The sequence below is a fragment of the Nostocoides veronense genome (genome assembly GCF_039531185.1).
Lineage (GTDB): Bacteria > Actinomycetota > Actinomycetes > Actinomycetales > Dermatophilaceae > Nostocoides_A > Nostocoides_A veronense.
This window is the reverse complement of record NZ_BAAAPO010000042.1, coordinates 224,057-245,169: the sequence shown is the minus strand read 5'-3', so window position 1 is coordinate 245,169 and position 21,113 is coordinate 224,057. Positions and strand designations below refer to the sequence as shown.

Annotated in this window: 17 protein-coding genes and 1 pseudogene; 10 read left to right on the top strand and 8 right to left on the bottom strand. The window is 65.5% G+C overall.

Annotated features, from left to right (window positions below; translation table 11 throughout):
• Nucleotides 1-16: 16 nt before the first annotated feature.
• On the bottom strand, nt 17-91 hold the full coding sequence (locus tag ABD225_RS18760; RefSeq protein ID WP_369299113.1) for a 50S ribosomal protein bL37: 75 nt from the start codon (nt 89-91) through the stop codon (nt 17-19).
• 400 nt (nt 92-491) lie between these two features.
• On the opposite strand from ABD225_RS18760, the gene ABD225_RS14175 reads away from it, so the two are divergent.
• Together ABD225_RS14175 and ABD225_RS14170 are read left to right on the top strand one after the other, a co-directional pair.
• The gene (locus ABD225_RS14175) at nt 492-1,790 is read left to right on the top strand and encodes a hypothetical protein (protein ID WP_344086697.1); all 1,299 of its coding nucleotides are present in this window, start codon (nt 492-494) and stop codon (nt 1,788-1,790) included.
• A 44-nt stretch (nt 1,791-1,834) separates the two neighbouring features.
• Entirely contained in the window at nt 1,835-3,064 is a 1,230-nt protein-coding gene (locus ABD225_RS14170) for an HD-GYP domain-containing protein (RefSeq protein WP_344086694.1), read from the top strand.
• Between the two features lie 28 nt (nt 3,065-3,092).
• Here ABD225_RS14170 and sodN read toward each other — a convergent pair whose 3' ends face one another.
• Nucleotides 3,093-3,491: a superoxide dismutase, Ni gene (gene sodN / locus ABD225_RS14165; RefSeq protein WP_344086691.1), complete on the bottom strand. Its 399-nt coding sequence runs from the start codon at nt 3,489-3,491 to the stop codon at nt 3,093-3,095.
• Nucleotides 3,492-3,552: 61 nt separating this feature from the next.
• On the bottom strand, nt 3,553-3,882 hold the full coding sequence (locus tag ABD225_RS14160) for a S24/S26 family peptidase (RefSeq protein WP_344086784.1): 330 nt from the start codon (nt 3,880-3,882) through the stop codon (nt 3,553-3,555).
• A 135-nt stretch (nt 3,883-4,017) separates the two neighbouring features.
• On the opposite strand from ABD225_RS14160, the gene ABD225_RS14155 reads away from it, so the two are divergent.
• From ABD225_RS14155 to ABD225_RS14145, 3 genes are read left to right on the top strand one after another with little or no spacing between them, the layout of a single operon-like run.
• On the top strand, nt 4,018-5,211 hold the full coding sequence (locus tag ABD225_RS14155; protein WP_344086688.1) for an NAD(P)-dependent malic enzyme: 1,194 nt from the start codon (nt 4,018-4,020) through the stop codon (nt 5,209-5,211).
• A 51-nt stretch (nt 5,212-5,262) separates the two neighbouring features.
• On the top strand, nt 5,263-5,649 hold the full coding sequence (locus ABD225_RS14150; RefSeq protein WP_344086685.1) for a phosphomannose isomerase type II C-terminal cupin domain: 387 nt from the start codon (nt 5,263-5,265) through the stop codon (nt 5,647-5,649).
• Between the two features lie 35 nt (nt 5,650-5,684).
• Nucleotides 5,685-6,251 carry an arsenate reductase/protein-tyrosine-phosphatase family protein gene (locus ABD225_RS14145; protein ID WP_344086681.1) on the top strand — a complete coding sequence of 189 codons (567 nt, stop codon included), beginning with the start codon at nt 5,685-5,687 and terminating at the stop codon, nt 6,249-6,251.
• 88 nt (nt 6,252-6,339) lie between these two features.
• Here ABD225_RS14145 and ABD225_RS14140 read toward each other — a convergent pair whose 3' ends face one another.
• The 4 genes from ABD225_RS14140 to ABD225_RS14125 all read right to left on the bottom strand — a co-directional run bounded on the left by ABD225_RS14140 (nt 6,340) and on the right by ABD225_RS14125 (nt 12,337).
• Nucleotides 6,340-6,525, bottom strand: coding sequence for a DUF6104 family protein (locus tag ABD225_RS14140; protein ID WP_344086679.1), 186 nt, complete (start codon nt 6,523-6,525; stop codon nt 6,340-6,342).
• A gap of 9 nt (nt 6,526-6,534) precedes the next feature.
• Nucleotides 6,535-10,398, bottom strand: coding sequence for a multifunctional oxoglutarate decarboxylase/oxoglutarate dehydrogenase thiamine pyrophosphate-binding subunit/dihydrolipoyllysine-residue succinyltransferase subunit (locus ABD225_RS14135; RefSeq protein WP_344086676.1), 3,864 nt, complete (start codon nt 10,396-10,398; stop codon nt 6,535-6,537).
• Nucleotides 10,399-10,532: 134 nt separating this feature from the next.
• Nucleotides 10,533-11,369 (bottom strand): ABC transporter permease, encoded by an 837-nt coding sequence (locus ABD225_RS14130; RefSeq protein WP_344086673.1) that lies wholly within the window; start codon nt 11,367-11,369, stop codon nt 10,533-10,535.
• Nucleotides 11,366-12,337 (bottom strand): ABC transporter ATP-binding protein, encoded by a 972-nt coding sequence (locus ABD225_RS14125; RefSeq protein WP_344086670.1) that lies wholly within the window; start codon nt 12,335-12,337, stop codon nt 11,366-11,368. The genes ABD225_RS14130 and ABD225_RS14125 overlap by 4 nt, the downstream gene beginning before the upstream one ends.
• Before the next feature lie 76 nt (nt 12,338-12,413).
• On the opposite strand from ABD225_RS14125, the gene ABD225_RS14120 reads away from it, so the two are divergent.
• On the top strand, nt 12,414-13,757 hold the full coding sequence (locus ABD225_RS14120) for a hemolysin family protein (RefSeq protein WP_344086667.1): 1,344 nt from the start codon (nt 12,414-12,416) through the stop codon (nt 13,755-13,757).
• On the top strand, nt 13,754-14,788 hold the full coding sequence (locus tag ABD225_RS14115) for a hemolysin family protein (protein ID WP_344086664.1): 1,035 nt from the start codon (nt 13,754-13,756) through the stop codon (nt 14,786-14,788). The genes ABD225_RS14120 and ABD225_RS14115 overlap by 4 nt, the downstream gene beginning before the upstream one ends.
• Before the next feature lie 2,325 nt (nt 14,789-17,113).
• On the opposite strand, the gene ABD225_RS14110 is transcribed toward ABD225_RS14115, so the two are convergent.
• On the bottom strand, nt 17,114-17,446 hold the full coding sequence (locus ABD225_RS14110) for a site-specific integrase (protein WP_344086661.1): 333 nt from the start codon (nt 17,444-17,446) through the stop codon (nt 17,114-17,116).
• A 208-nt stretch (nt 17,447-17,654) separates the two neighbouring features.
• On the opposite strand from ABD225_RS14110, the pseudogene ABD225_RS18755 reads away from it, so the two are divergent.
• The 3 genes and pseudogenes from ABD225_RS18755 to ABD225_RS14095 all read left to right on the top strand — a co-directional run bounded on the left by ABD225_RS18755 (nt 17,655) and on the right by ABD225_RS14095 (nt 21,021).
• Nucleotides 17,655-19,073: pseudogene (locus ABD225_RS18755) on the top strand (IS1380 family transposase).
• A gap of 227 nt (nt 19,074-19,300) precedes the next feature.
• Nucleotides 19,301-19,660, top strand: coding sequence for an ImmA/IrrE family metallo-endopeptidase (locus ABD225_RS18840; RefSeq protein ID WP_486348476.1), 360 nt, complete (start codon nt 19,301-19,303; stop codon nt 19,658-19,660).
• Nucleotides 19,657-21,021 (top strand): recombinase family protein, encoded by a 1,365-nt coding sequence (locus tag ABD225_RS14095; protein WP_344086655.1) that lies wholly within the window; start codon nt 19,657-19,659, stop codon nt 21,019-21,021. Before ABD225_RS18840 ends, ABD225_RS14095 begins: the two co-directional genes overlap by 4 nt.
• Nucleotides 21,022-21,113: the final 92 nt, after the last annotated feature.

Genomic DNA, 21,113 nt, shown 5'->3' with positions numbered 1-21,113 from the left:
GTGCGAGCGGTTGAGCTCAGGCGTTCGGCTTGCGGCCGTGGTTGGCGCCCTTCTTCTTCCGGTCACGACGCTTGCGTGCACGCTTGCTCATGATGACTCCAATGTTTGGGGATTGCCGTCCCAGCCGACCGGCGGGACCACCACCATCCAGTCTCCCATAGTTCCGTCGCAGGGCAGGACACCTGCCGGTCGGCCAATCTAGCGGGCATTCCGCATTTCGCGTCTGCGTGGGAGACTTGGCGCAACGATGCTGCTTGGCGCGGGCCGAGCCGTTGCCCTCCGGAGCCGAAAATGTCCTTCCCCCGACGTGTGTGTGTTGCGGCGAGTCTGAGTGTCGCTCTTCTCGTCCCGATATCGACCGCCCATGCTGGCGACGAGGGCAGTGGTGGCAATAACGGCAATCCCGGCACCAGCGCCAACGGCACTGCCGGGCCTGCGGGTCAAGGACCAGGGAACCCGGGAACGTCCGAGATTGGCAAGGGCCCGCGCGTGTGGGATTGGGACATCCAGGGTTCCCGCTGACACCTGAACGCGCCGAGGGGCAACCCTCCCCCCTCGGGATCTATCGCCGGATCGCTCGCCCCGAGCATCGATATGCCGTCAGCACCCGCTTCGTGGTCGCGGGCACGGTGCTCCTGGCCATAGCGTCCTATCTGGCTCTGCGTCCGATTGCCGGCCCGGTGACGGATTGGACCGGTTTGGGGGTCCTCATCCTGGTAGCAGCCGCCGGAAATCTTCCGGCGCGATCACCGTCGACGTCCTCGCGGCGCGTGCATATTTCCATGCTCGCTGCCTTGACGCTCGCCGCCGTCCCGCTCGGCCTGGCTGCTGGTCTGCCGCTGCTTGCGGCAGCGCATGCCCTCGCGCAAGCGGGACGTCAGGCGCCGATCCGGGTGGTTTTCAATGCCGCGATGTCGGTGGTCGTCGGAATGGCGGGCCTCCTCGCGTATTGGTCGCTGCGGGGCCCGGTTCTTGTCGATGGAGCAGCGGCGGGCGCCCCCGTGGTCGTGCACATCGGATGGGCTCTGTTGCTAGCCAATCTCCTGCAACTGGTCGTTAACGCCTGGTTGATCTCGTTGGTGCAATGGGCCTCGCGTGCGGTGGCTCTCGCAGATCAGTTCCGCGCGCTCATCTTGCGCAGCGGGTTGACGTATCTGGCAACGGGCAGCCTGTCGATCCTCATTGTCACGGTCTGGCAGATCGCCGGCGGCGGTCCGGGATCGATCGTCCTGTTGCTGCCGTGCCTGGTCGCCGCGCGGTGGGCGCTTGGCCACGAACGTGCTGAAGATCTGATGCAGGTGCGGGTCGTGGACACGCTCAATGCCGCGATCGACGCCCGCTTTCCTGGCGCGGCCGCGCATTCCGCGGATGTCGCCCGCCTTGCGGAATGGCTCGCGGAAGAGATCGACCTCGGCCCGTCGCGCTCGGAGGACCTCGCGTTGGCCGGTGCCTTGTATCGCTTGGACAGCCTGTCGACACCACGCGGTGTGGAGCCGGCGCCCCGCCCTGCGCGGGCGCTGACAGAAGTCGACTTCCTCCAAGGCATCCTGCCGATCCTCGAACATCGCCGCGATGGCGCCTCGACATCGACGGCGACCGCCGGGCGGGTCATCTCGGTGGCGGAGGCGTATGTTGTGGCCCGCCGGGACCCGCTCATCGGGGACCGGTATGCCGCCTACGACGCGATTGCCGGTCGCAGCGACCTCGACAGCATCATCCTGGTCGCGCTACGCCGGGTGGTGGATCGGATCGATCCGCTGCCACCTATGGTCGGGCGGCATCGCGCATGAGTCTGCGGGGCAGGCGGGGCCTGATCATCGGATTGGGATGGTGCGTGACGTTGGCCGCCATCGCTCGCGTCGTCGCCGACGGCGGCGATCTGGGTCCTACGGCGCAGCCGGCGATTGTCACCGCGATCCTCGTGGTCGCGGTCGGCGAATTGGTCGTCGTGAACCAGATCGGGCGCCAGATGGCGCCGATCACCACAGCCGCGGGGATGGGTATGGTGCTCACCCCCGCCATGTCGGGTAGCCCGCCGATGAGTTGGGGCCTGTGCGTGCTGCTGCTTGCGGCGCCCATGACCGTTGGCGGGATGCTCGCTGCCCTGTCTGGCCGCCCAGCAGATGTCTTCGATCACGTCTGCCGCTATCTCGGGCTGTCGTGTGCGGCGGCGATCGCCCGCTGGGATGTCGGCGATGGCTCGGTGTTGACCATTGTCTCCAGACCCGAGGTGACCACCCTGGTGGCCGCCTTCTGGCTGATCGGGGTCGCCCTGGTGGGTGTCCTGGTGGATTTGGTGCTCTGGACCTTTGGCCGGGTGCGCACCCTGCACGTGCCATTCCTCACCCTGATCCGCCTCGACCTGGCCCGTTCCGGGGCCATCGGGGCGATGATGACCAATGGCGGGGCCCTGATCGCCGTGACGACGCCGATCATCGGGCCGATCGCCATACCCCTGTTCATCTGGCCGATCGCGATCGCGCTCTTTGGCCTGCGGCGTGCCGGACGGATCGAGGCGACCCAGCGCCAACTCGTGCTGGCCCTCTCCCGCCTGACCGACGAGACGGGACACACGGCCAAGGGGCACGCGGGCCGGGTGGCGCGCCTCGCCCAGACCATCGGCGAAGAACTCGGCCTCAGCCCGGGCGATCTGCAGGTGCTCTTCGACGCCGGGCTACTGCACGATGTCGGCCAGGTCACGCTCAACGAACCCATCCCCGACGGCGCGACCATCCTTGCCGCGCCCGCCGAGCAGGCCCATGTGAACCGCCAGACCATCTTCTTGGCCCGGCAGGCGGGTGCCTCCGATGAGGTTGTCGAGGCCATCATCGGCAGCGCGGCGCAATATCGGGAGGTGCGCGAATTCGGCGCCGTCCTGCCGATCACCGCGCGCATTCTGCGTGTCGCCAATGCGTATGACGACCTGACCCAGGGGCGACGCACGGCCCGTGGCCCGGCCCTCGAACGGATCCATCTAGGGCTCGGCTATGAGTACGACCCGGCGGTGGTCGATGCGCTCACGAGGGTCACCGAACGCAGCGCCCGCTCACCCCAACTGGGGTGAGCGGGAGCTGCCGACGCGTCCTCGCGGATCAGGCCTTCTTGGTCTCCGCGAAGATCTCGGCGATCCGATCGATCTTGGCGAGCAGGTCGTCGGCGACCGACTCATCGAAGCTGCCCTTGGTGCCGGAAGCACCCGCGAGCTTGGTGGCCTCGTTGACGAGGGTATGCAGTTCGGGGAACTTCTCGAAGTGCGGCGGCTTGAAGTAGTCGGTCCACAGCACCCACAGGTGGTGCTTGACCAGCTCAGATCGCTGCTCCTTGATGATGGCGGCGCGGACCCGGAAGTCGGCATCGTCGTTGTCGGCGACCTTCTTGCATACGGCCTTGATCGACTCGGCCTCGATGCGGGCCTGGGCGGGGTCATAAACGCCACACGGCAGGTCGCAGTGAGCGCTGACCGCGACGGGGGTGAAGCGGGTGCGGAACATCGGTGAACCTTTCTGCTCTTTTCGCGGGTATGCAGGGCGCACCCTGCCGTACAAGACCAACCTACGCCGCGGGCACCTTCGGCAGGGGACCAGGGCGTGGCCAGAGGCGCCACAGCACCGTTCCGAGGATGTCACGGGCGGCCAGCGATCCAACCAGCCAACTGTCCACGCCCTCACGAGGACTGTCTCGCTCGACCCACCACCGGGCGGGGTCCGCCGGGTCACGTCCCGTGACCCGCTTGACCGACAGGGGCCGCGGCATACCGTCGGAATCGGGAGGCAGACGGACGACCGCGATGCGGCCGGCGCGCGGACGAGCGCCAGCGCGAGCGAGCAGCAGATCGCCTTCGCGCAGAGTGGGTTCCATGGACGATCCCGTGACGCGAACCACGGTGAAGCCTCGGGGCAGGTGTGACACGATGCTCCAACGTTACGGTCACCGCCGTCCGCCCGAGTGGGCCACACCCGGCCAGCACGACTCAACCGAGCACCCGGCCGATGGGTGCCAGACCAGGAGCGAACAGTCATGCCGAGCGGTGAGCCGTCGAACGCCGAGACCGCAGATCTGTCCGACGACCCGATCTTTCGCGCCCACGAGGGCGGCAAGGTCGCCATCTTCGCGACCAAGCCCCTCCTCGACCGCGACGATTTGGCGCTGCTCTATACCCCCGGCGTCGCGAAGGTCAGCGAAGCCATCGCCAAGGATTCCACGCTGGCGGCGCGCTATACCGCCCGCGCAAATACGGTCGCGATCATCAGTGACGGGACAGCGGTGCTTGGGCTTGGCAATATCGGGCCATTGGCGGCTATGCCGGTCATGGAGGGTAAGGCTGTCCTCTTCAAACAATTCGGCGGGGTTGATGCCATCCCGTTGTGCATTGAGTCGGGCAGCGTCGAGGAAATAGTCGACACCATCATTCGTCTCGCCCCGAGTTTCGGCGGGATCAATCTTGAGGACATTTCGGCGCCGCGTTGTTTCGAGATTGAGGAGCGCCTGAACCGACGCCTCGATATTCCGGTCTTTCACGACGATCAGCACGGAACAGCCATTGTCGTGCTCGCTGGCCTGCTGAACGCGGCACGGGTACTCGGCCGCGAGGTGACCCACATGCGGGTGGTGATCAGCGGCGCGGGCGCAGCGGGTGTGGCCGTCGCCAAACTCCTGCTCGCCGTCGGCATCGACGACCTCGTCGTGTGTGACTCCCAAGGCATCCTCGGCCCTGGGCGCGTGGGTCTCGGCGGGCACAAGGCCCGTCTGGTCGCCACGAGTAATCCGCGCGGACTCGATGGCCCACTGGCCGACGCGCTGGTGGGTGCGGATGTTTTCATCGGGGTCAGCGGTGGCACCGTGCCCGAAGAGCAGGTGGCCAGCATGTCGCCCGAGGCGACGATTTTCGCCTTGGCGAATCCGACTCCTGAGGTGCATCCGGAAATCGCCGCTCGGCACGCCGCGGTGGTCGCGACCGGCCGCTCCGACTATCCGAACCAAATCAACAATGTGCTGGCCTTTCCGGGGATTTTCCGCGGCGCGCTCGATTGCGGGGCGGGCGAAATCACCGAGGCCATGAAGCTGGCGGCCGCGCGCGCGATCGCCTCCTTGGTCAGCGATCCCACGGCCGCCATGATCGTGCCGAGCGTCTTCGACGATCGCGTCGCGCCGGCCGTCGCGGCTGCGGTGGCCGCCACGCACCAAGAGGACTCACGCTTGGGCGGCCGTTAAGATAATCCCTGTTCGACGTGGGGTGGATGCCTCCCAGCAGTGTCGAGACCCGTGCAGCCGTCGAAGGAAATCATGTCCCCGATCCCCGACCCTCGTCCTGAGATGTTCGTCGAAGAACGGCCCTGGGGCGGTTTCGAACAGCTGACGCTGAACGAACAGACGACGGTCAAGATCCTCACGATCGTCCCCGGGGCTCGCCTCTCCCTGCAGACGCACACCCACCGCGCCGAGTTCTGGCGCGTGCTCGATGGTCCATTGGAGGTGACCATCGGCGATGAGACGGTCATCGCCGAGCCGGGAGATTCGTTTTGGATTCCGCTCGGCGCTCTTCACCGCGTGGGAAACACCTCTGACAATATCGGCCGCATCCTCGAAATCGCCTATGGCTCATTCGACGAATCCGACATCCAGCGCCTTCATGATGATTACGCCCGCTGACGGGAGCTCTGGGCAGCCGAGTGAGGGATTGATCCGTGACCGATTCATCTAAGCCCTTCGCCATCCACGTCGTCTGTACCGGAAATATCTGCCGGTCCGCTTTCGCGGCCTCCTATCTGCGCCAGCGCCTGAGCCAACTCGCCCCGGGGGCTTTCGTCGTCACCAGTTCCGGGACGGGGTGGTATCGCGGTCTGGAGGTGCCGCCGCCCATTCGGGACCTCGCCCAGCGGCATGGCATCACCGTCGACGACCACGAGCCGAGGTATGCCGTTCGCGCCCACTATGAGGCTGCAGACCTCATCCTCGCGGCCACCCGGGACCACCGGCAGCTCATCCTGGCGGAGGCCCCGTCGGCGCTCAAACGCACCTTCACCGTCGGGGAGTTCGCGGACTTGCTCCGGTGGACCAGCGCTGCGCCCGGCGCCGACCCGGAGGCCTGGCGTGCTGCGGTTCGCACGGCGGCGATGCACCGCCCCAGCGTTGTGCCCAGCGATATCCCCGATCCCTATGGCCTGCCGAGGGAGGCGTATGACGAGATGGCCGCGACCTTGGTCCCGGCCCTCGACGTCATCCTCGAGGCGGCTGGCGCGACCGCCTCATAGCGCGGCCGTCAACAGCTGGGAGGCAGTGCCGGCTCGACCGCGGGCATGGCCTGCTGACCGGTCGCGGGGACCCGTGCCTGGGCGGCCGCTAGTCCTCGTCCTCGAAGGGGTCGTCCAGCCGTGCCAGCCAGGCCGCAAGCCGCTCGATCGGCACCTCGAACTCCGGGTGCTCGTCAACAAAGGATCGCAATTGGTCGGCCACCCAGGCGAGGGTCACATCCTCCTCGCCTCGGCGGCTCTCCAATTCCTCGATGCCGCGGTCGGTGAAATACATCGCCCGTGATCAGCGACCGAAGGCGGCGTCGAGCAGCGCCTGCTGCTCAGCGGCATGCTTCTTGGAACTGCCGGTCGCGGGGCTGGCTGAAGCCGGCCGGGCGATGACGCGCAGCGGCTTGGTGTAGCCGTGCCCGGCCAAGGCGGCCGGCAGGTTCAGGCCGAGATAGGGCCAGGCGCCCTGGTTCATCGGCTCGTCCTGCACCAAGACGAGTTCAGCCTGCGGGTAGTGGCGCAGCGCCTCGGCGATCTCGGCATCCGCGAGCGGGTAGAGCTGCTCCAGGCGCAGGATTGCTGTGCGGGTATCGCCGCGCTTCTCGCGCTCGGCTTCGAGTTCGTAGACGACCTTGCCGGAGGCGAGCAACACCCGATCCACCGCCGTGTTGTCCGGCGTCGCATTCGGGCGGTCCGGCATCACCGGTCGGAAGGTTCCGGTCGTGAACTCCTCCGGCATCGCCGCAGCAGCCTTCAGACGCAACATCGACTTCGGGGTGAAGACGACCAGCGGTCGGCGCGGCCGGGCATAGGCCTGGCGGCGCAGCAGGTGGAAGTAGTTCGACGGGGAACTCGGGTAGGCAACCGTCATATTGTCCTCGGCGCACAGCGTCATGAAGCGCTCGATGCGGGCCGAGGAGTGGTCCGGGCCCTGGCCCTCATACCCGTGCGGGAGCAGCAGCACGACGGAGGAGCGCTGCGCCCACTTCTGCTCCGAGGAGGAGATGAACTCATCAATGATCGTCTGGGCGCCATTGACGAAGTCGCCGAATTGGGCTTCCCACAGCACGAGGGCGTCCGGCCGCTCGACCGAATAGCCGTACTCGAAGCCCATCGCGGCGTATTCGGAGAGGAGCGAGTCATAGATCCACAACTTCGCCTGGTCGTCGCTGAGATAGCGCAGCGGCGTCCACTCGTCGGCGCTCACCTTGTCGATGAGCACGGCGTGCCGCTGAACGAAGGTGCCGCGGCGGCTGTCCTGGCCGGACATCCGCACCGGGGTGCCCTCCATGAGCAGCGAACCGAAGGCGATCAATTCGGCCATACCCCAGTCGATGCCGCCTTCGCGCACCGAGGCGGCGCGACGCTCCATCAGCTGCGCCAGCTTCGGGTGCACGGTGAAGTCGGCGAGGTGGTCGAGGTGCGCATCGCCGATCCGCTGCAGCATCTCGGGGGAGATGGCCGTCTGCGTCGCCGAATGCTTGGTCACATCGGTGGTCTGGGCAATGGGTGGTTCCAGGCCCGAGTGACCCTCAGCGTCGGTCCCAGCGGCCGTCGGCTCGGGCCGATCGGTGTGTTTGAGGGCTTCCTTGGTCTCGACGAAGACATTCTCGAGTTGCTGCTGGTAATCGCGCAGCGCGGCCTCGGCCTCGTCCTGCGAGATATCCCCACGACCGATTAGGGCCTCGGTGTATAGCTTGCGGACGCTGCGCTTGGCGTCGATCAGCTTGTACATCAACGGCTGCGTCATCGACGGGTCGTCGCCCTCGTTGTGCCCGCGGCGGCGGTAACACACCATGTCGATGACGACATCCTTGTTGAACTCCTGGCGGAATTCGTAGGCCAGCTCGGCCACCCGCACGCAGGCCTCGGGGTCATCGCCATTGACGTGGAAGATCGGCGCCTGCACCATCTTCGCGACATCAGTGCAATACATCGAGGAGCGTGAGCTGCTCGGCGCGGTCGTGAAGCCAACCTGGTTATTGATGACGACGTGCACCGTGCCGCCCGTGCGGTAGCCACGCAATTGCGAGAGGTTCAGCGTCTCCGCGACGACGCCCTGGCCGGCGAAGGCCGCGTCACCGTGAAGCAGCACCGGCAGGACGGTGAAGTCTTCGCCGCCGAGATTGATCCGGTCCTGCTTGGCGCGCGCGATGCCCTCCAGGACCGGGTTGACGGCTTCAAGGTGTGAGGGGTTGGCGGCGAGGTAGACCTTGGTCGTCGCGCCGCTATCGGCGGTGAAGACCCCCTCGGTGCCGAGGTGGTATTTCACATCGCCGGATCCCTGGACCGACTTCGGGTCGCTCTTGCCCTCGAACTCCCGGAAGATCTGGCCGGGCGACTTGCCGGCGATATTGGCCAGCACATTCAGGCGCCCGCGGTGCGGCATACCGATGCACACCTCGTCCAGCCCGTCCTGAGCGGCGCGGGACAAAACCCGGTCCAGCAGGGCGATGACCGACTCGCCACCTTCGAGGGAGAAGCGCTTCTGCCCGACGAACTTGGTCTGCAGGAAGGTCTCGAAGGCCTCCGCCGCGTTGAGGCGGCGCAGGATCCGCAACTGCTCGTCGCGGGAGGTCTTGGCATAGCCGACCTCGACCTTGCGCTGGATCCACTTGCGTTGCTCGGGGTCGGTGATGTGCATGTATTCGACGCCGATGCTGCGGCAGTATGAATCGCGCAGGATGCCGAGGATTTTGCGCAGCGGCAGGAAGGGCTCGCCGCCGAAGCCGCCGGTGGCGAAGTGCCGGTCCAGATCCCACAAGGTCAGGCCGTGGTTGGTGACATCGAGGTCGGGGTGGCGGCGCTGGCGGTATTCCAGCGGATCGGTGTCGGCCATCAGGTGACCCCGGACGCGATAGGAGTGGATCAACTCCTGGACCCGGGCGACCTTGTTGATGTCGTCGTCATGCGAAGCGTCGATGTCCTGGACCCAGCGAACCGGCTCATAGGGGATACGCAGCGACTCGAAGATCTCGTCGTAGAAGCCGTCCTGGCCGAGCAGCAGGCCGTGGATGGTCCGCAGCATGTCCCCGGACTGGGCGCCCTGGATGATGCGGTGGTCATAGGTGCTGGTCAGGGTGAGGATCTTGCTGACGCCATTGCGGTTGAGCACGGTGGTGCTCGCGCCCTGCCATTCGGCGGGGTACTCCAGCGCTCCGACGCCGATGATCGTGCCCTGCCCCTGCATCAGGCGCGGCACCGAGTGCACGGTGCCGATGGTGCCGGGATTGGTGAGGGAGACGGTCGTGCCCTGGAAGTCCTCGACGGTCAGCTTGCCACCGCGGGCCTTCTTGATGATCTCTTCGTATGCCGTCCAGAAGCGGCTGAAGTCCATGGTCTCGGCGGCCTTGATCGACGGCACGAGCAACTGGCGGGTGCCATCGGCCTTGGCCAAGTCGATCGCGATGCCGAGATTGACATGCGCGGGCACCGACAGGGCCGGCTTGCCGTCGACCTCGGCATAGCTGTTGTTCATCTCCGGCATCGCGGCCATCGCCTTGACCAGCGCGAACCCGATGATGTGAGTGAAGGAGACCTTGCCGCCGCGGGTGCGGCGCAGGTGGTTGTTGATGACGACGCGGTTGTCCATCAGCAGCTTGGCCGGGACGCTGCGCACGCTGGTGGCGGTGGGGATGGCGAGCGAGCTCTCCATATTCGCCACCACCCGGGCGCTGGCGCCGCGGATCGGGGAGACGGTCGGCTCGTTGGTCGCCGACGCCGGCGTCGAGCGGGCGGCATCGCGCGGGGTCGCGCCGGCCGCGGTCGGCTTCGGGCGCTCGGGCGCGCGAGGCTCGGTCTTGGCTGCCGGCGGGTCGGCTGGCACCGGGGCCTGACCGCTCGTGGCGGGCTGGTCGGGCCCGGATTCCGCCGCCGAACCCACCGGGCCGGAATCTGCCGGGGCGACCTGCGGCGTATGCGCAGGCGCCGCAGGGGCGGGACTTGCGGCCCGTGCCGGCACCGGGGCTGCCGGTGCGGAGGCGCCATTGGCGCCATTTCCCGACACCTCGCCCGCCGGCTTGTAGGTCGCGAAGAAGTCCCACCACGCTCGGTCTACCGAGTTGCGGTCCTTCAAGTAGCTCTCGTACAGCTCATCCACGAGCCACTCGTTCGGGCCGAAGGCCTCGATGGGATTCGCGGGAGTCGGGGAGTCAGCCACGGCCGAACGCCTCTTTCACATCGTCATCGGTGACGTACACATCTGAACCCGGCCAAGCCTACCCCGGGAGCCCACCGCTCCGACCGCTCGTCCGGACCCCGGGAGCCTGCCGGGTCCAGGGGTATGACGACCGGTCAGGTGACGTCGCGGCGGGTCGTCAGCCAGGCTCCGAGAACCGAGAGGACGGCGGCATACACCACCAGCACCAAGCCGGCCTGCCACCAGTGATCCCAATACTGCGCCTGGATTTTCGGGTCAATGGCCTGGCCCTCGAGGGGATTGCTGGTGATGACCATCTGGCCGGTCAGATTCCCCGGGATCCACTTCATCGCGGAGTACCACTCTTTGACCTGGAAGATGATGTTCAGGGCAATCTGGACCACGAAGGTCACGCCAACCGCGATCAGAACGGCCGCGATCTGGTTGCGGATGAGCATGCCGATCCCAAAGCCGAGCAACATCCAGATCGCGAAGGCCAGGATGCCGATGCCGAGGGACTTCCAGATCTCCGGCTCGCCCAGCAGCGTCGGTTGATTCTTGACGAATTTCACGATCGAGGCGCCGCCGGCGATGCTCGCGGCCGCGTGCAGCACGGCATACAGCGCACCCGTGACCACAACCGCCACGACCTTCGAGATCAGGACCACCCAGCGGTTGGGGGTGGAGAGGAAGGTCGCGGAAATCGTCTTGTGGCGGTACTCGCTGGTGATCAGCAGCACGCCGAGCGCCAGCGGGAACAGGGTCGTCATGGTTTGGACGAGCCCGGCGTTATAGATCAATTGGGCGGTGCCGATCGACATCTGCGCGAACGGATTGCCCTGACCCTCGCCGGCGTCCATATCGGCGTTGCCGAGCAGGGCGGCAAAGCCCATCGAAATCAGGGCGGCCAGAGCGGCCATCCCCAGACCCATCCCCCACCACAGCCGGGTGGTGAAGACCTTGCGGATTTCGGAGCGGATCGCACCGATCATGCTTCGTTCCCTCCCTCGCGACCGGCGATCAGATCGCGGTCTTGCGGGGCGGCGGCATCGGCGCCCAAGTTGCGGTTTTGGCCCTCGGTCAGGGCGAAGAACATGCCTTCCAGGTCGCTGACCCGGGGTTGGAGAAGCCAGATCGGCAGGCCGACGCGCATCGCGACATCCCCGATCAGGCGCAAATCGTCGGTCTCGACGATCAACCGGCCTTCGCTCGCGGGGGTGCTCGTCACATCGGCGATGCGAAGCGCGCCGGCGAGTTTGGCGGGATCAGAGGTGTGCACTTCGGCGCTCGCCGGGCCGTGCAGGCTCGCCATCGTGCCGGCCCGCACCAAACGGCCGTTGGAGATGATGACGACATCGTCGACGGTCTGCTCTACCTCTTGCAGCATGTGGCTGGACACGAGGATCGTGCGGCCCTCGGCCGCCAGGTGACGCAGGAAGCCACGCAGCCACCGGATGCCCTCGGGGTCCAGGCCATTGGCCGGCTCGTCGAGGACAAGCACTTGAGGGTCACCGAGCAGGGCGGCGGCGAGGCCGAGGCGCTGCCGCATACCCATGGAATAGCCGCCGGCTCGCTTCCGGGCGGCCGCAGGGATGCCGACGAGCTCCAGGAGTTCATCGACCCGCTTGTCGGAGACGCCCGCCGTCGCGGCGAGGACGCGCAGGTGGTCGCGGCCGGTGCGGCCCGGGTGGAAGCTGGTTGCTTCGAGCGCCGAGCCGACGGTGCGCAGGGGTTGCGGGATGGCGCCATATTCCTGGCCGCCGATCGTGGCGCGGCCGGCGCTCGGACGGATCAGGCCGAGGACCATGCGCAAGGTCGTCGTCTTGCCGGCGCCATTGGGGCCGAGGAAGCCGGTGACCCGCCCGGGCTCGACATGGAAGCTCAGGTTGTCGACGGCCACGAAGTCGCCGAAGCGTTTGGTCAGCCCCTCGATCTCGATCGCGGTGGCAGTGCTGGTCATTCATCCCCCCAGGGACGGTTCGGTGCGATGTGCGCGGCCAGTCAATCACGTTCGTCCGACTATCATCGACGCCACTATGGTGCCCTGGCTGCTGCTGCTCGGCGCGATCGCCCTCACGGCCGGGACCGCACTCTTCGTCGCCACCGAGTTCTCCCTTGTCGCTCTCGACCGGCCCACGGTCCAGCGGGCCGTCGAGCAGGGGGACCGCAAGGCCGAGACTGTCTTGGCCTCGCTGCGGGGCCTGTCGACCCAGCTATCCGCGGCCCAGGTCGGCATCACGCTGACCACGCTGGTGCTCGGTTTCATCGCGGAACCGTCGATCGCCACCTTGATCCGGCCGGGCATCGACGCACTCGGAGTGCCAACGTCCGCGGGCGGCTCCGTGAGCAGTGCGGTGGCCCTGGTCATCGCCACGCTCTTTTCGATGATTTTCGGCGAGTTGGTGCCGCAATTCCTCGGCATCAGCGCCCCGCTGCGCGTGGGCAAGAAGGTCGCTGGGCCCACCCGGATCTTCGCTGTTGCGGCCAAGCCCCTCATCGCCGTCCTCAACGGCTCGGCCAACGCCTTCCTGCGCTTGGTCGGCGTCGAGCCACAGGAGGAGTTGTCCGCCGCGCGCACCCCGCAGGAGTTGGCCTCACTCGTGGGCCGGTCGGTCGCGGCCGGAACCCTTGACGAAGGCACTGGGCGGCTGGTGACGGCCTCATTGCGGTTCGGGGAGCAGACGGCCGCCGATGTCATGACGCCGCGCGGCCGAGCCAACAGCATCGAACGCACGGCGAGCGCCGCCGAGGTCGTGGCGCTGGCCCGCGATACCGGACACTCACGTTTCCCGGTGACGGCCCTGGACTGGGATGACATCGACGGGGTAGTGCACGTCAAGTCCGCCATCGCCGTGCCCCGCGAGCGGCGGGGGTCGGTCCCGGTGTCGGCGCTGATGGTCGATCCGGTGGTTGTTCCGGAGACCCTGCGCCTGGATCCGTTGCTGGATCAGCTGCGCGCCAGCGGCCTGCAGTTCGCCGTGGTGGTGGATGAGTATGGCGGGACCTCCGGCGTCGTCACCCTTGAGGATGTCGTCGAGGAGATCGTCGGCGATGTCGGTGACGAGCACGACCGCTCCGAGACCACGGGGCGCCGGGCCATTGACGGGACATGGATCGTCCCCGGGCTGTGGCGCCCGGACGAGGTGCGCTCCCGGGTGGGGGCCCCGATGCCGGACGGTCCGGCATACGAAACCGTCGGTGGCTTTGTCATGGCGGCCCTGGGTCGCGTCCCGCAGGTCGGCGAGCGCGTCGACCTGCCGGGCTGGCAGATCGTCGTCGTCGACATGGATGGGCGGCGCGTCGACCGGCTGCGGATGGTCCCGCTGCCGCCGGAGGGCGCCGACAACAGCCTGCGGCCCGACGAGGGGGAGCAGGTATGAGCCCCGCGATCTGGCTGACAATCCTCTTGTTGTTGCTCAATGCCTTCTTCGTCGGCGCCGAGTTTGCCGCGATGGCGGCTCGGCGCAGCCAACTCGAGCCGTTGGCCGAAGGTGGGAGCCGGGCGGCTCGAATCTGCCTGGATGCCTCCGAGCAGATGGGCAGCCTGCTGGCGTGCGCCCAACTCGGCATCACGGTCTGCTCGGTGCTGCTCGGTGCCATCTCGGAGGCGGCGCTGCATCACGCGCTGGAGGCGCCGCTCACCTCGCTCGGCGTGCCGGAGGCCGTGGTCAGCGGTCTGGCGCTCGGGCTGGCGCTGCTCATCGTCGTGTATCTGCACGTCGTGGTCGGCGAGATGATTCCTAAGAATCTGTCGATCTCCTCGCCCGAACGCGCGGCCTTGGTGCTCGTGCCGCCGCTGTATTGGGTGACCCGGGTGCTGCGGCCCTTCATTCACGTCATGGAATCGATCGCCAAGGCCATCGTGCGCCGGCTCGGGATCGAACCCAAGGACGAAGTGACCAGCGCCTTCACCGCCGAGGAGGTGCACCACATCGTCGAGGAATCCCACCGCGAGGGCCTGGTCGAGGAGGACCAATTCGACCTGCTCGGCGCCGCGCTGGAGTTCAGCGACAAGTCGGCCCGCGATGTGGGGGTCCCGGTCGATGCCCTGGTTACCCTGCCCGAGGCCGCCACGCCGGCGCAGGTTGAGCGGCTGGTGGCCAAGACCGGCTTCTCCCGCTTTCCTACTCTCGATGCGGCGGGGGAGATCTCCGGCTATCTGCATCTGAAGGATGTGCTGTATGCCGGGGAGGCCGACTATGACCTGCCCGTCCCGACCAAGCGGCACCGCCGCCTCGCCACGGTGCGTCCCGAGGACGAGGTCGAGGATGTGCTGGCGACCATGCAGCAGACCGGCTCGCACTTGGCCCGCGTCGTCGACCCGGACGGCCATACCCAGAGCGTGGTCTTCCTTGAAGACGTCCTCGAAGAGCTCGTCGGCGAGGTCCTCGACGCGTCCCAGCGCTCCTGAGGGGTCTCTAAGCAGGGGGCGTCGATAGTCGTGCGTTGCGAGGAGTGAGGTCCGCCTCACATCGTTGATACAGCCAAAAAACGATGACCCGACTATTCAACCCTGGCCTATCCAAGTGTTGTCGTCGCACGAAATCCGAGCTATTTCGCGGGAGATCGATGATATCCAGTTAGGGATGCCTATCCCTTAGCTTTCATTGTTGCTCACGCGACGCACTTCCAGACTTGACCTGGCGCCTTTGCTCTTTCAACCTCTTCCGGTGCTTGATCGTCTTTCTCAAACCATCGCGAGCAAGAAAGCTATCCATCCGAGCCTCTCGGCGCCCCACTATTTCGGTTGTGGGCTGAGGGTCCGTAAGCCCATCCAAAACCCAAGACCCCATTTCGGTCGGGGGTCGATCCTTGACCTTAGCCACTATTCTTTCGACCCTATCCATGATGTCATACTGATCATCCCTTCTTTAGCGATTATTACAATAGGACAGTTGAAATTCAATACTTATCTTAGTCGTATTCAGAAGCGGTCTCACCTCGCGCAAGCATGGCGGAGTAAGCAGACGACCTTCGCCACCAAGAAATGGCGAGGAGGAACGAAGTGATACATGATATTCCCAACATTACGGCCCACGCACCGGCAGCACCAAGAAGGGCGATCTGCGGATCCCACGACTTCGGCCAGCCGATAGAACCGAGAACGGAGATTGCGGCAGTTAACGACACAACAAAGGTGACAAGACTACCAAGTCGAGCACTCATTACCCCACCCACTGCACTTTCTTCTCGTTTCAATCCAATCCAAGAAGACGCGGCTACGGGAAGCGCCAGGAGAAGCGCCATGATGTCGCCGCGCAATTGCCCGTGGGAGGACGAAAGTGCTCGACCAGCTGCAAGAATTAATAGGGTACTCGAGAATGAACTTACTGCTGCTTCGCCGACTGACCCCGGTGGTCGTTCAAAGAATGAGACAACTATGTGCATTCGATCTCTTCGTAGCGCCTTAGTTGCGCCCCGCACGTATAGGTGGGCATACCGTTGCCCTCGTCGACGCCGACGTCGATGATATCTGGCGTGAAGCTTCTCTGTAAAGTCTACTTGGGTGAACTTCGGACTCTCATCCGCCTGGTTGGGCATCTGTCGAAGGCCAACCAATTCTTGGCGAGCCAGATAGGTGCCCTTCGGTCCCATGAATTCTAGGTGGTAGCTCGCACACCTACTTGCGTTCATTATGTTCACTTCGTACGTGGCTGGACGTACGCCTAGGAGGGCCCGCGCGCGAGCAAGAGCTGAACCAGCGGAGAATGCGCGGGAGCGATGAAAATCGTTTATGCGTCGATACTCTACAGTGAGCGTTGATTGCAGCTCAACCGAGTTTGCACGAAGGGCTGCGAATTGACAGTAATTCGTTGTCAGAAGATCAACCATATACAGGATGGTATCGGAATAGGCAGTATCTCCCATGTCGCGGCGCATTTCAGCAATTACATTTCCTAGCTCAAGCTCTTCACGGGAAGTACGAGGGGAGCGTTGTGAGATCAGTCGGTATACGCGGTCCTCGTATTTGAGGCGGTACTGCTTCCCGTCGAGGTCTGTTCCTTCTTTGATCAATATACGAATGGCTCCGAGCACGAAGGCGACTCCTTCGGCATACGGAATGATCGGAACGCTTGCTCCGGAGGAGTCCCTCACTTGCAGATCGTCGAGAAGCCGTCCCTTTCGAGAAACATGCACAGGGAAGTACACGTCGCCCTGCCCGGTCGGGAGGGGGCCAATGGTTAGTTCCGTCCGAACCAGAAGTGCGCGGGTTTGTGGAGTGACATACTCGCGTATTCTTGGAATCAATTCTCGAGGCGCCGACAAAGCAGTAGCGAGCATTACTGCTTCGTCAATCTTTGGTCGTGAACGGATGCGCGGTGCGCGATAAGTTCCTACATTGGATGAAAGGGGCGCTCTTTCGTACCGTTGCCATCTGTGAAGCCCGAGTTCAGCGCGTGACATCCACGGCGTGACCATGAAGCTGGCAGCACCAAAGAGCAGTAGTGCAATGGTGCACCTGTCGAATCCCATCGTTGCTGCCCGAGCGACGCCTAGAGACAGCAAGACGACCCCGATAGTCATGAGCAATCCGTGGACAACGCGTCCGAGTCCACCCTCAAGGGGGCTGAGAAGCCGATAGCGCAGCCGAGACGAACGTCGCCTCGGTTTGAACGACGTGCCCTTTCGCGACTTACTGGTTTGTGGGAAGGCCAAGACCCTCATCCATCCACCGCAGTTGGCTTGACATGCAGGATCATGTCGGGTCGGCTGGCGCACGCGGCCACTGACGTCGTCACCGTGCTGCACCAGAATCCGCGCCAAGGAGCCTCAACGAAGTTCCACGTCGCCGAACAGTGCTCTCGCTATACCCACGCCGCCGCAACAGCGCGTAGTACTGCTTCTGGTCCCGCTTCGTGAGCGCCATCACATCCTTGTCCCTCGCTACCGCCCACTCGAACCAGTCCTGCAGATCCGCCCAGTAAGCCCGGGCCGTGTTGTAGCCGTAGCCGAGTAGGAGCTCTTCGCGAAGGTCGAAGAATCGCTGCCAGTGCTCGGGGATGTCGTCGGGGTAGGTCGGCGCGAACTCCATGCTGTTCTCGGGGTAGCGGAGAGCACTTGGGACCATGGACAGACACTAGTCCTGCAAGGGCTCACGGAACACCCCTGTCGTTGCCATGGGGTGGAGCGCGTGCAGCCGTCGTGCTATCACGCTTATGCTTTCATCCCTCTGACCTGCGGCTTTAGCCCGGATCGTTCACGGCTGATCGGCGCGTCTGGGGCTTGAACGTACGGAAGTGCCTGTCCTGCAGGGGAAACTTGGACTTGTCGATGGTCTGAGGTTCCCGAGTGGAAGGCACTCCGTAGGTGAAACAGCGTGGTCGAAGGGCTTGTCCGGGTCCGCCGACGGGGTCGGCGTGGTGGCCCACGCGGGCAGTATCGCGATGCGGCTGCTGGCTGACCGGACCGGTCTGACCGAGCAGTTGTCGGTGGCGATGACTCGCCGCGGGTTCACTCCCAGGCATGACCGTGCTCGGGTGCTGGTTGACGTGGCGGTGCTGCTCGCCGACGGGGGTGAGGCCATTGCTGATATGCACGTGCTGCGGCATCAACGGGAGGTGTTGGGTCCGGTGGCGTCGCCGCCGACGGTGTGGCGCATGCTGGACGATGTCACGGCGGGCCGGCGCCGCAAGATCGCTGCCGCTCGGGCTCGGGTCCGCCGGCGGGTGTGGGGGCAGTTCCCTGACGGGGTCCCGGCCTCGGCGGTGGCTGGGGCCGACCTGGGTACGGTCGTGGTCCTGGATGTCGACGCGACGGTCGTGGTCACGCACAGTGAGAAGGAAGAGGCGTCGGCCACGTTCAAGCGGACGTTCGGGTGCCACCCGATCGGGGTGTGGTGTGACAACACCGGTGAGTTCCTCGCGGCGATGTTACGGCCGGGGAAGCCGGCTCGAACACGTCCGCGGACCACGTCGAGATCCTGTCCGAGGCGATCGCCCAGGTCCCCGCCGCCTACCGCAAGACGCTGTTGATCCGCTCCGACGGCGCCGGCGCCTCCCACGGGCTGTTGGACTGGCTCACCAGTCAAGGCCAGGTCCGCGGCCGATCCGTGGAGTACAGCGTGGGGTTCGCGGTCACCGAGACGATCCGCGACGCGATCCGGCTCGTACCCAAGACGGTGTGGACCCCGGCCCTCGATGCCGACGGTGGGATCCGTGATGGCGGTGATGTGGCCGAGCTGACCGGGCTGCTCGACCTGTCCCGATGGCCGGAGGGGATGCGGGTCATCATCCGCCGCGAACGCCCCCACCCTGGCGCTCAACTCTCGCTGTTCGAAGAGCACGACGGATGGCGCTACCAAGCCTTCGTCACCAACACCGGCGCCGGGCAGCTAGCTTTCCTGGAGGCCCGGCACCGCGCCCACGCTCGCGTCGAAGACCGCATCCGGAACGCCAAAGACACCGGCCTGAGACGGTTCCCATCCCGTGAGTTCGCGATCAACCAGGCCTGGCTCACCCTCGTCCAGGTCGCGGCCGACCTGACCGCCTGGACCCGCCTGCTCGCCCTCACCGGCGACGCCGCCCATTCTCGCGTCGTGTGAACCAAAAGCACTGCGCTACCGGCTCCTGCACGTGCCCGCCCGCCCCGTCCGAGGGCAGCGTCAACGACAGCTGAGAATTCCGGAAACGTGGCCCTGGGCGACCGCGATCGTCGCCGTGTTCGCGAGTATCGCGGCGGTCCCCCAACCAGCCTGACCAGTCCCGTCCGCACATCGAGATCACCACCGGAGAACCGCAGCCCGGCAGCGCCAGCCGGTCCGTCGTCACGCCCGAAACCGCCGCCAAGCACCCGATCACCCCAACCCCTAACACTCACCCGACCCCGGCGCCCTCATGAAAGACCGGGGCTCAATACAGAGGAGCCCGGCTCGGCAGCGCTTCACCCTGCTCCATGAGTTCAAGCACATCATCGACCACGGCGCCTGCGACCGGCTCTACCGCGACGTCACCCGGCGGGGCGTCACCCTGACCGCCCGCCAGCAAGCCGAAACAGCCGCCGACATGTCGCCGGCTGCGCCCTCGTCCCCAAGCGCGAACTGAAACGCGCCTGGACCCGTGGTATCCAACGCACCGACGACCTGGCAGCTCACTTCGGCGTTAGCCAACAAGCCATCGAAGTCCGCCTCGACCAAACCGGCCTGTCCCGCGAGGTCGACCCCGAGCTAGAGATGCAGGCTGAAACCCAAGGTGGCCGCTGCGCCCGCCCCATCTCGACACCTACTTGGCAGCCCCAACGCTTCCGCTTCGCCCAAGACCGCTATCCGAGAAGGAGTTTCGTGTGAGCCTACAAGCAGTCGCCCCGCTGGCAACCGTCACGGCCGTCAGCCATCTGCGCGTCAGCACCAAGGAGCAAGCAGAACGAGATGGCGACCCAGAGGGCTACTCCATCCCTGCTCAGCGAGCTGCAAACAGCCGCAAAGCCCACAGCCTCGGCGCCGTCATCGTCGATGAGTTTGTCGACCGCGGCGAATCGGCAAGGAGCGCCGACCGTGAACAGCTCCAGCGGATGCTGGCTTACATCCAGGACAAGCCTGTCAAGTACGTCATCGTCCACAAGGTCGACCGACTAGCCAGGAACCGGATTGACGACGTCGAAATCTCCCTGGCGCTGAAGAACGCCGGGGTCACCCTTGTCTCCGCCAGCGAGAATATCGACGAAACCCCGAGCGGCATCCTGCTGCACGGCATCATGAGCTCCATTGCCGAGTTCTACTCGCGCAACCTGGCGACTGAGGTCGTCAAAGGCATGAGTCAGAAAGCCAAGACCGGCGGCACCCCCGGCAGAGCCCCCATCGGCTACCGCAACGTCATGCAGAACAACGACTCTGGCAAACCCGTGCGCACCGTCGCGCTCGATCCGACCCGAGCGCCGCTCATCGCCTGGGCGTTCGAGGCCTACGCCACGGGGGAGTGGACCCTGCTTAAGCTGGCCACTGAGTTGGAAGCGCGTGGTCTCACGACCGTTCCGACTGCCAAGGCCCCGGCGAAAGCCGTGAGGCGGACGCAACTGCATGCCATCTTGAGCAATCCGTATTACAAGGGCGTGGTCACCTACCGAGGCGTCCAATACCCCAATGGGCGGCACGACAAGCTAGTCGATGCCACTACCTGGGCGCGGGTCCAAGACGTCCTGGCCAGCCATCGCCACGGCGAAAAGGAGCGTGAACACCCGCACTACCTACGTGGGAGCATCTTTTGCGGCCACTGTGCCTCCCGCTTCATCGTGACCATCGCCCGGCCACGACCAGGCCAGGAGTACCCCTACTTCGTCTGCATTGGACGACACCAGAAGACCACCAGCTGCGAACGGCGGGCTGCGCCCATATCCCTGGTTGAAGAACTGGTCGAAGTCGAGTACGCCCGCATCCGCCTGGCGCCCGAGCAACGCCAGGCCATCCAGTCGGCCGTCGAGGACTACCTCGACCGCCGTCGCGACGACAGCGAGCAAAAAGTGCGCAGCTTGACTCGGCAACGCCAACGATTGCTTGATGAGCGAGGCAAGTTGCTCCAGGCCCACTACTCCGACGCCATACCGCTCGACCTGCTGAAGAGGAACAAGACCGGATCGGGCGCCAACGCGACCAGATCGAGGGACGACTCGCAGCCCAAGCCACAACGACCACCATCCAGAAGGAAACCCTGACCCGGGCGCTCGACCTGCTCGAAAACTGCGCGCAGCTTTACGAGCACGCCAGCGATGCCGACCGGCGCATCCTCAACCAAGCCATCTTCACT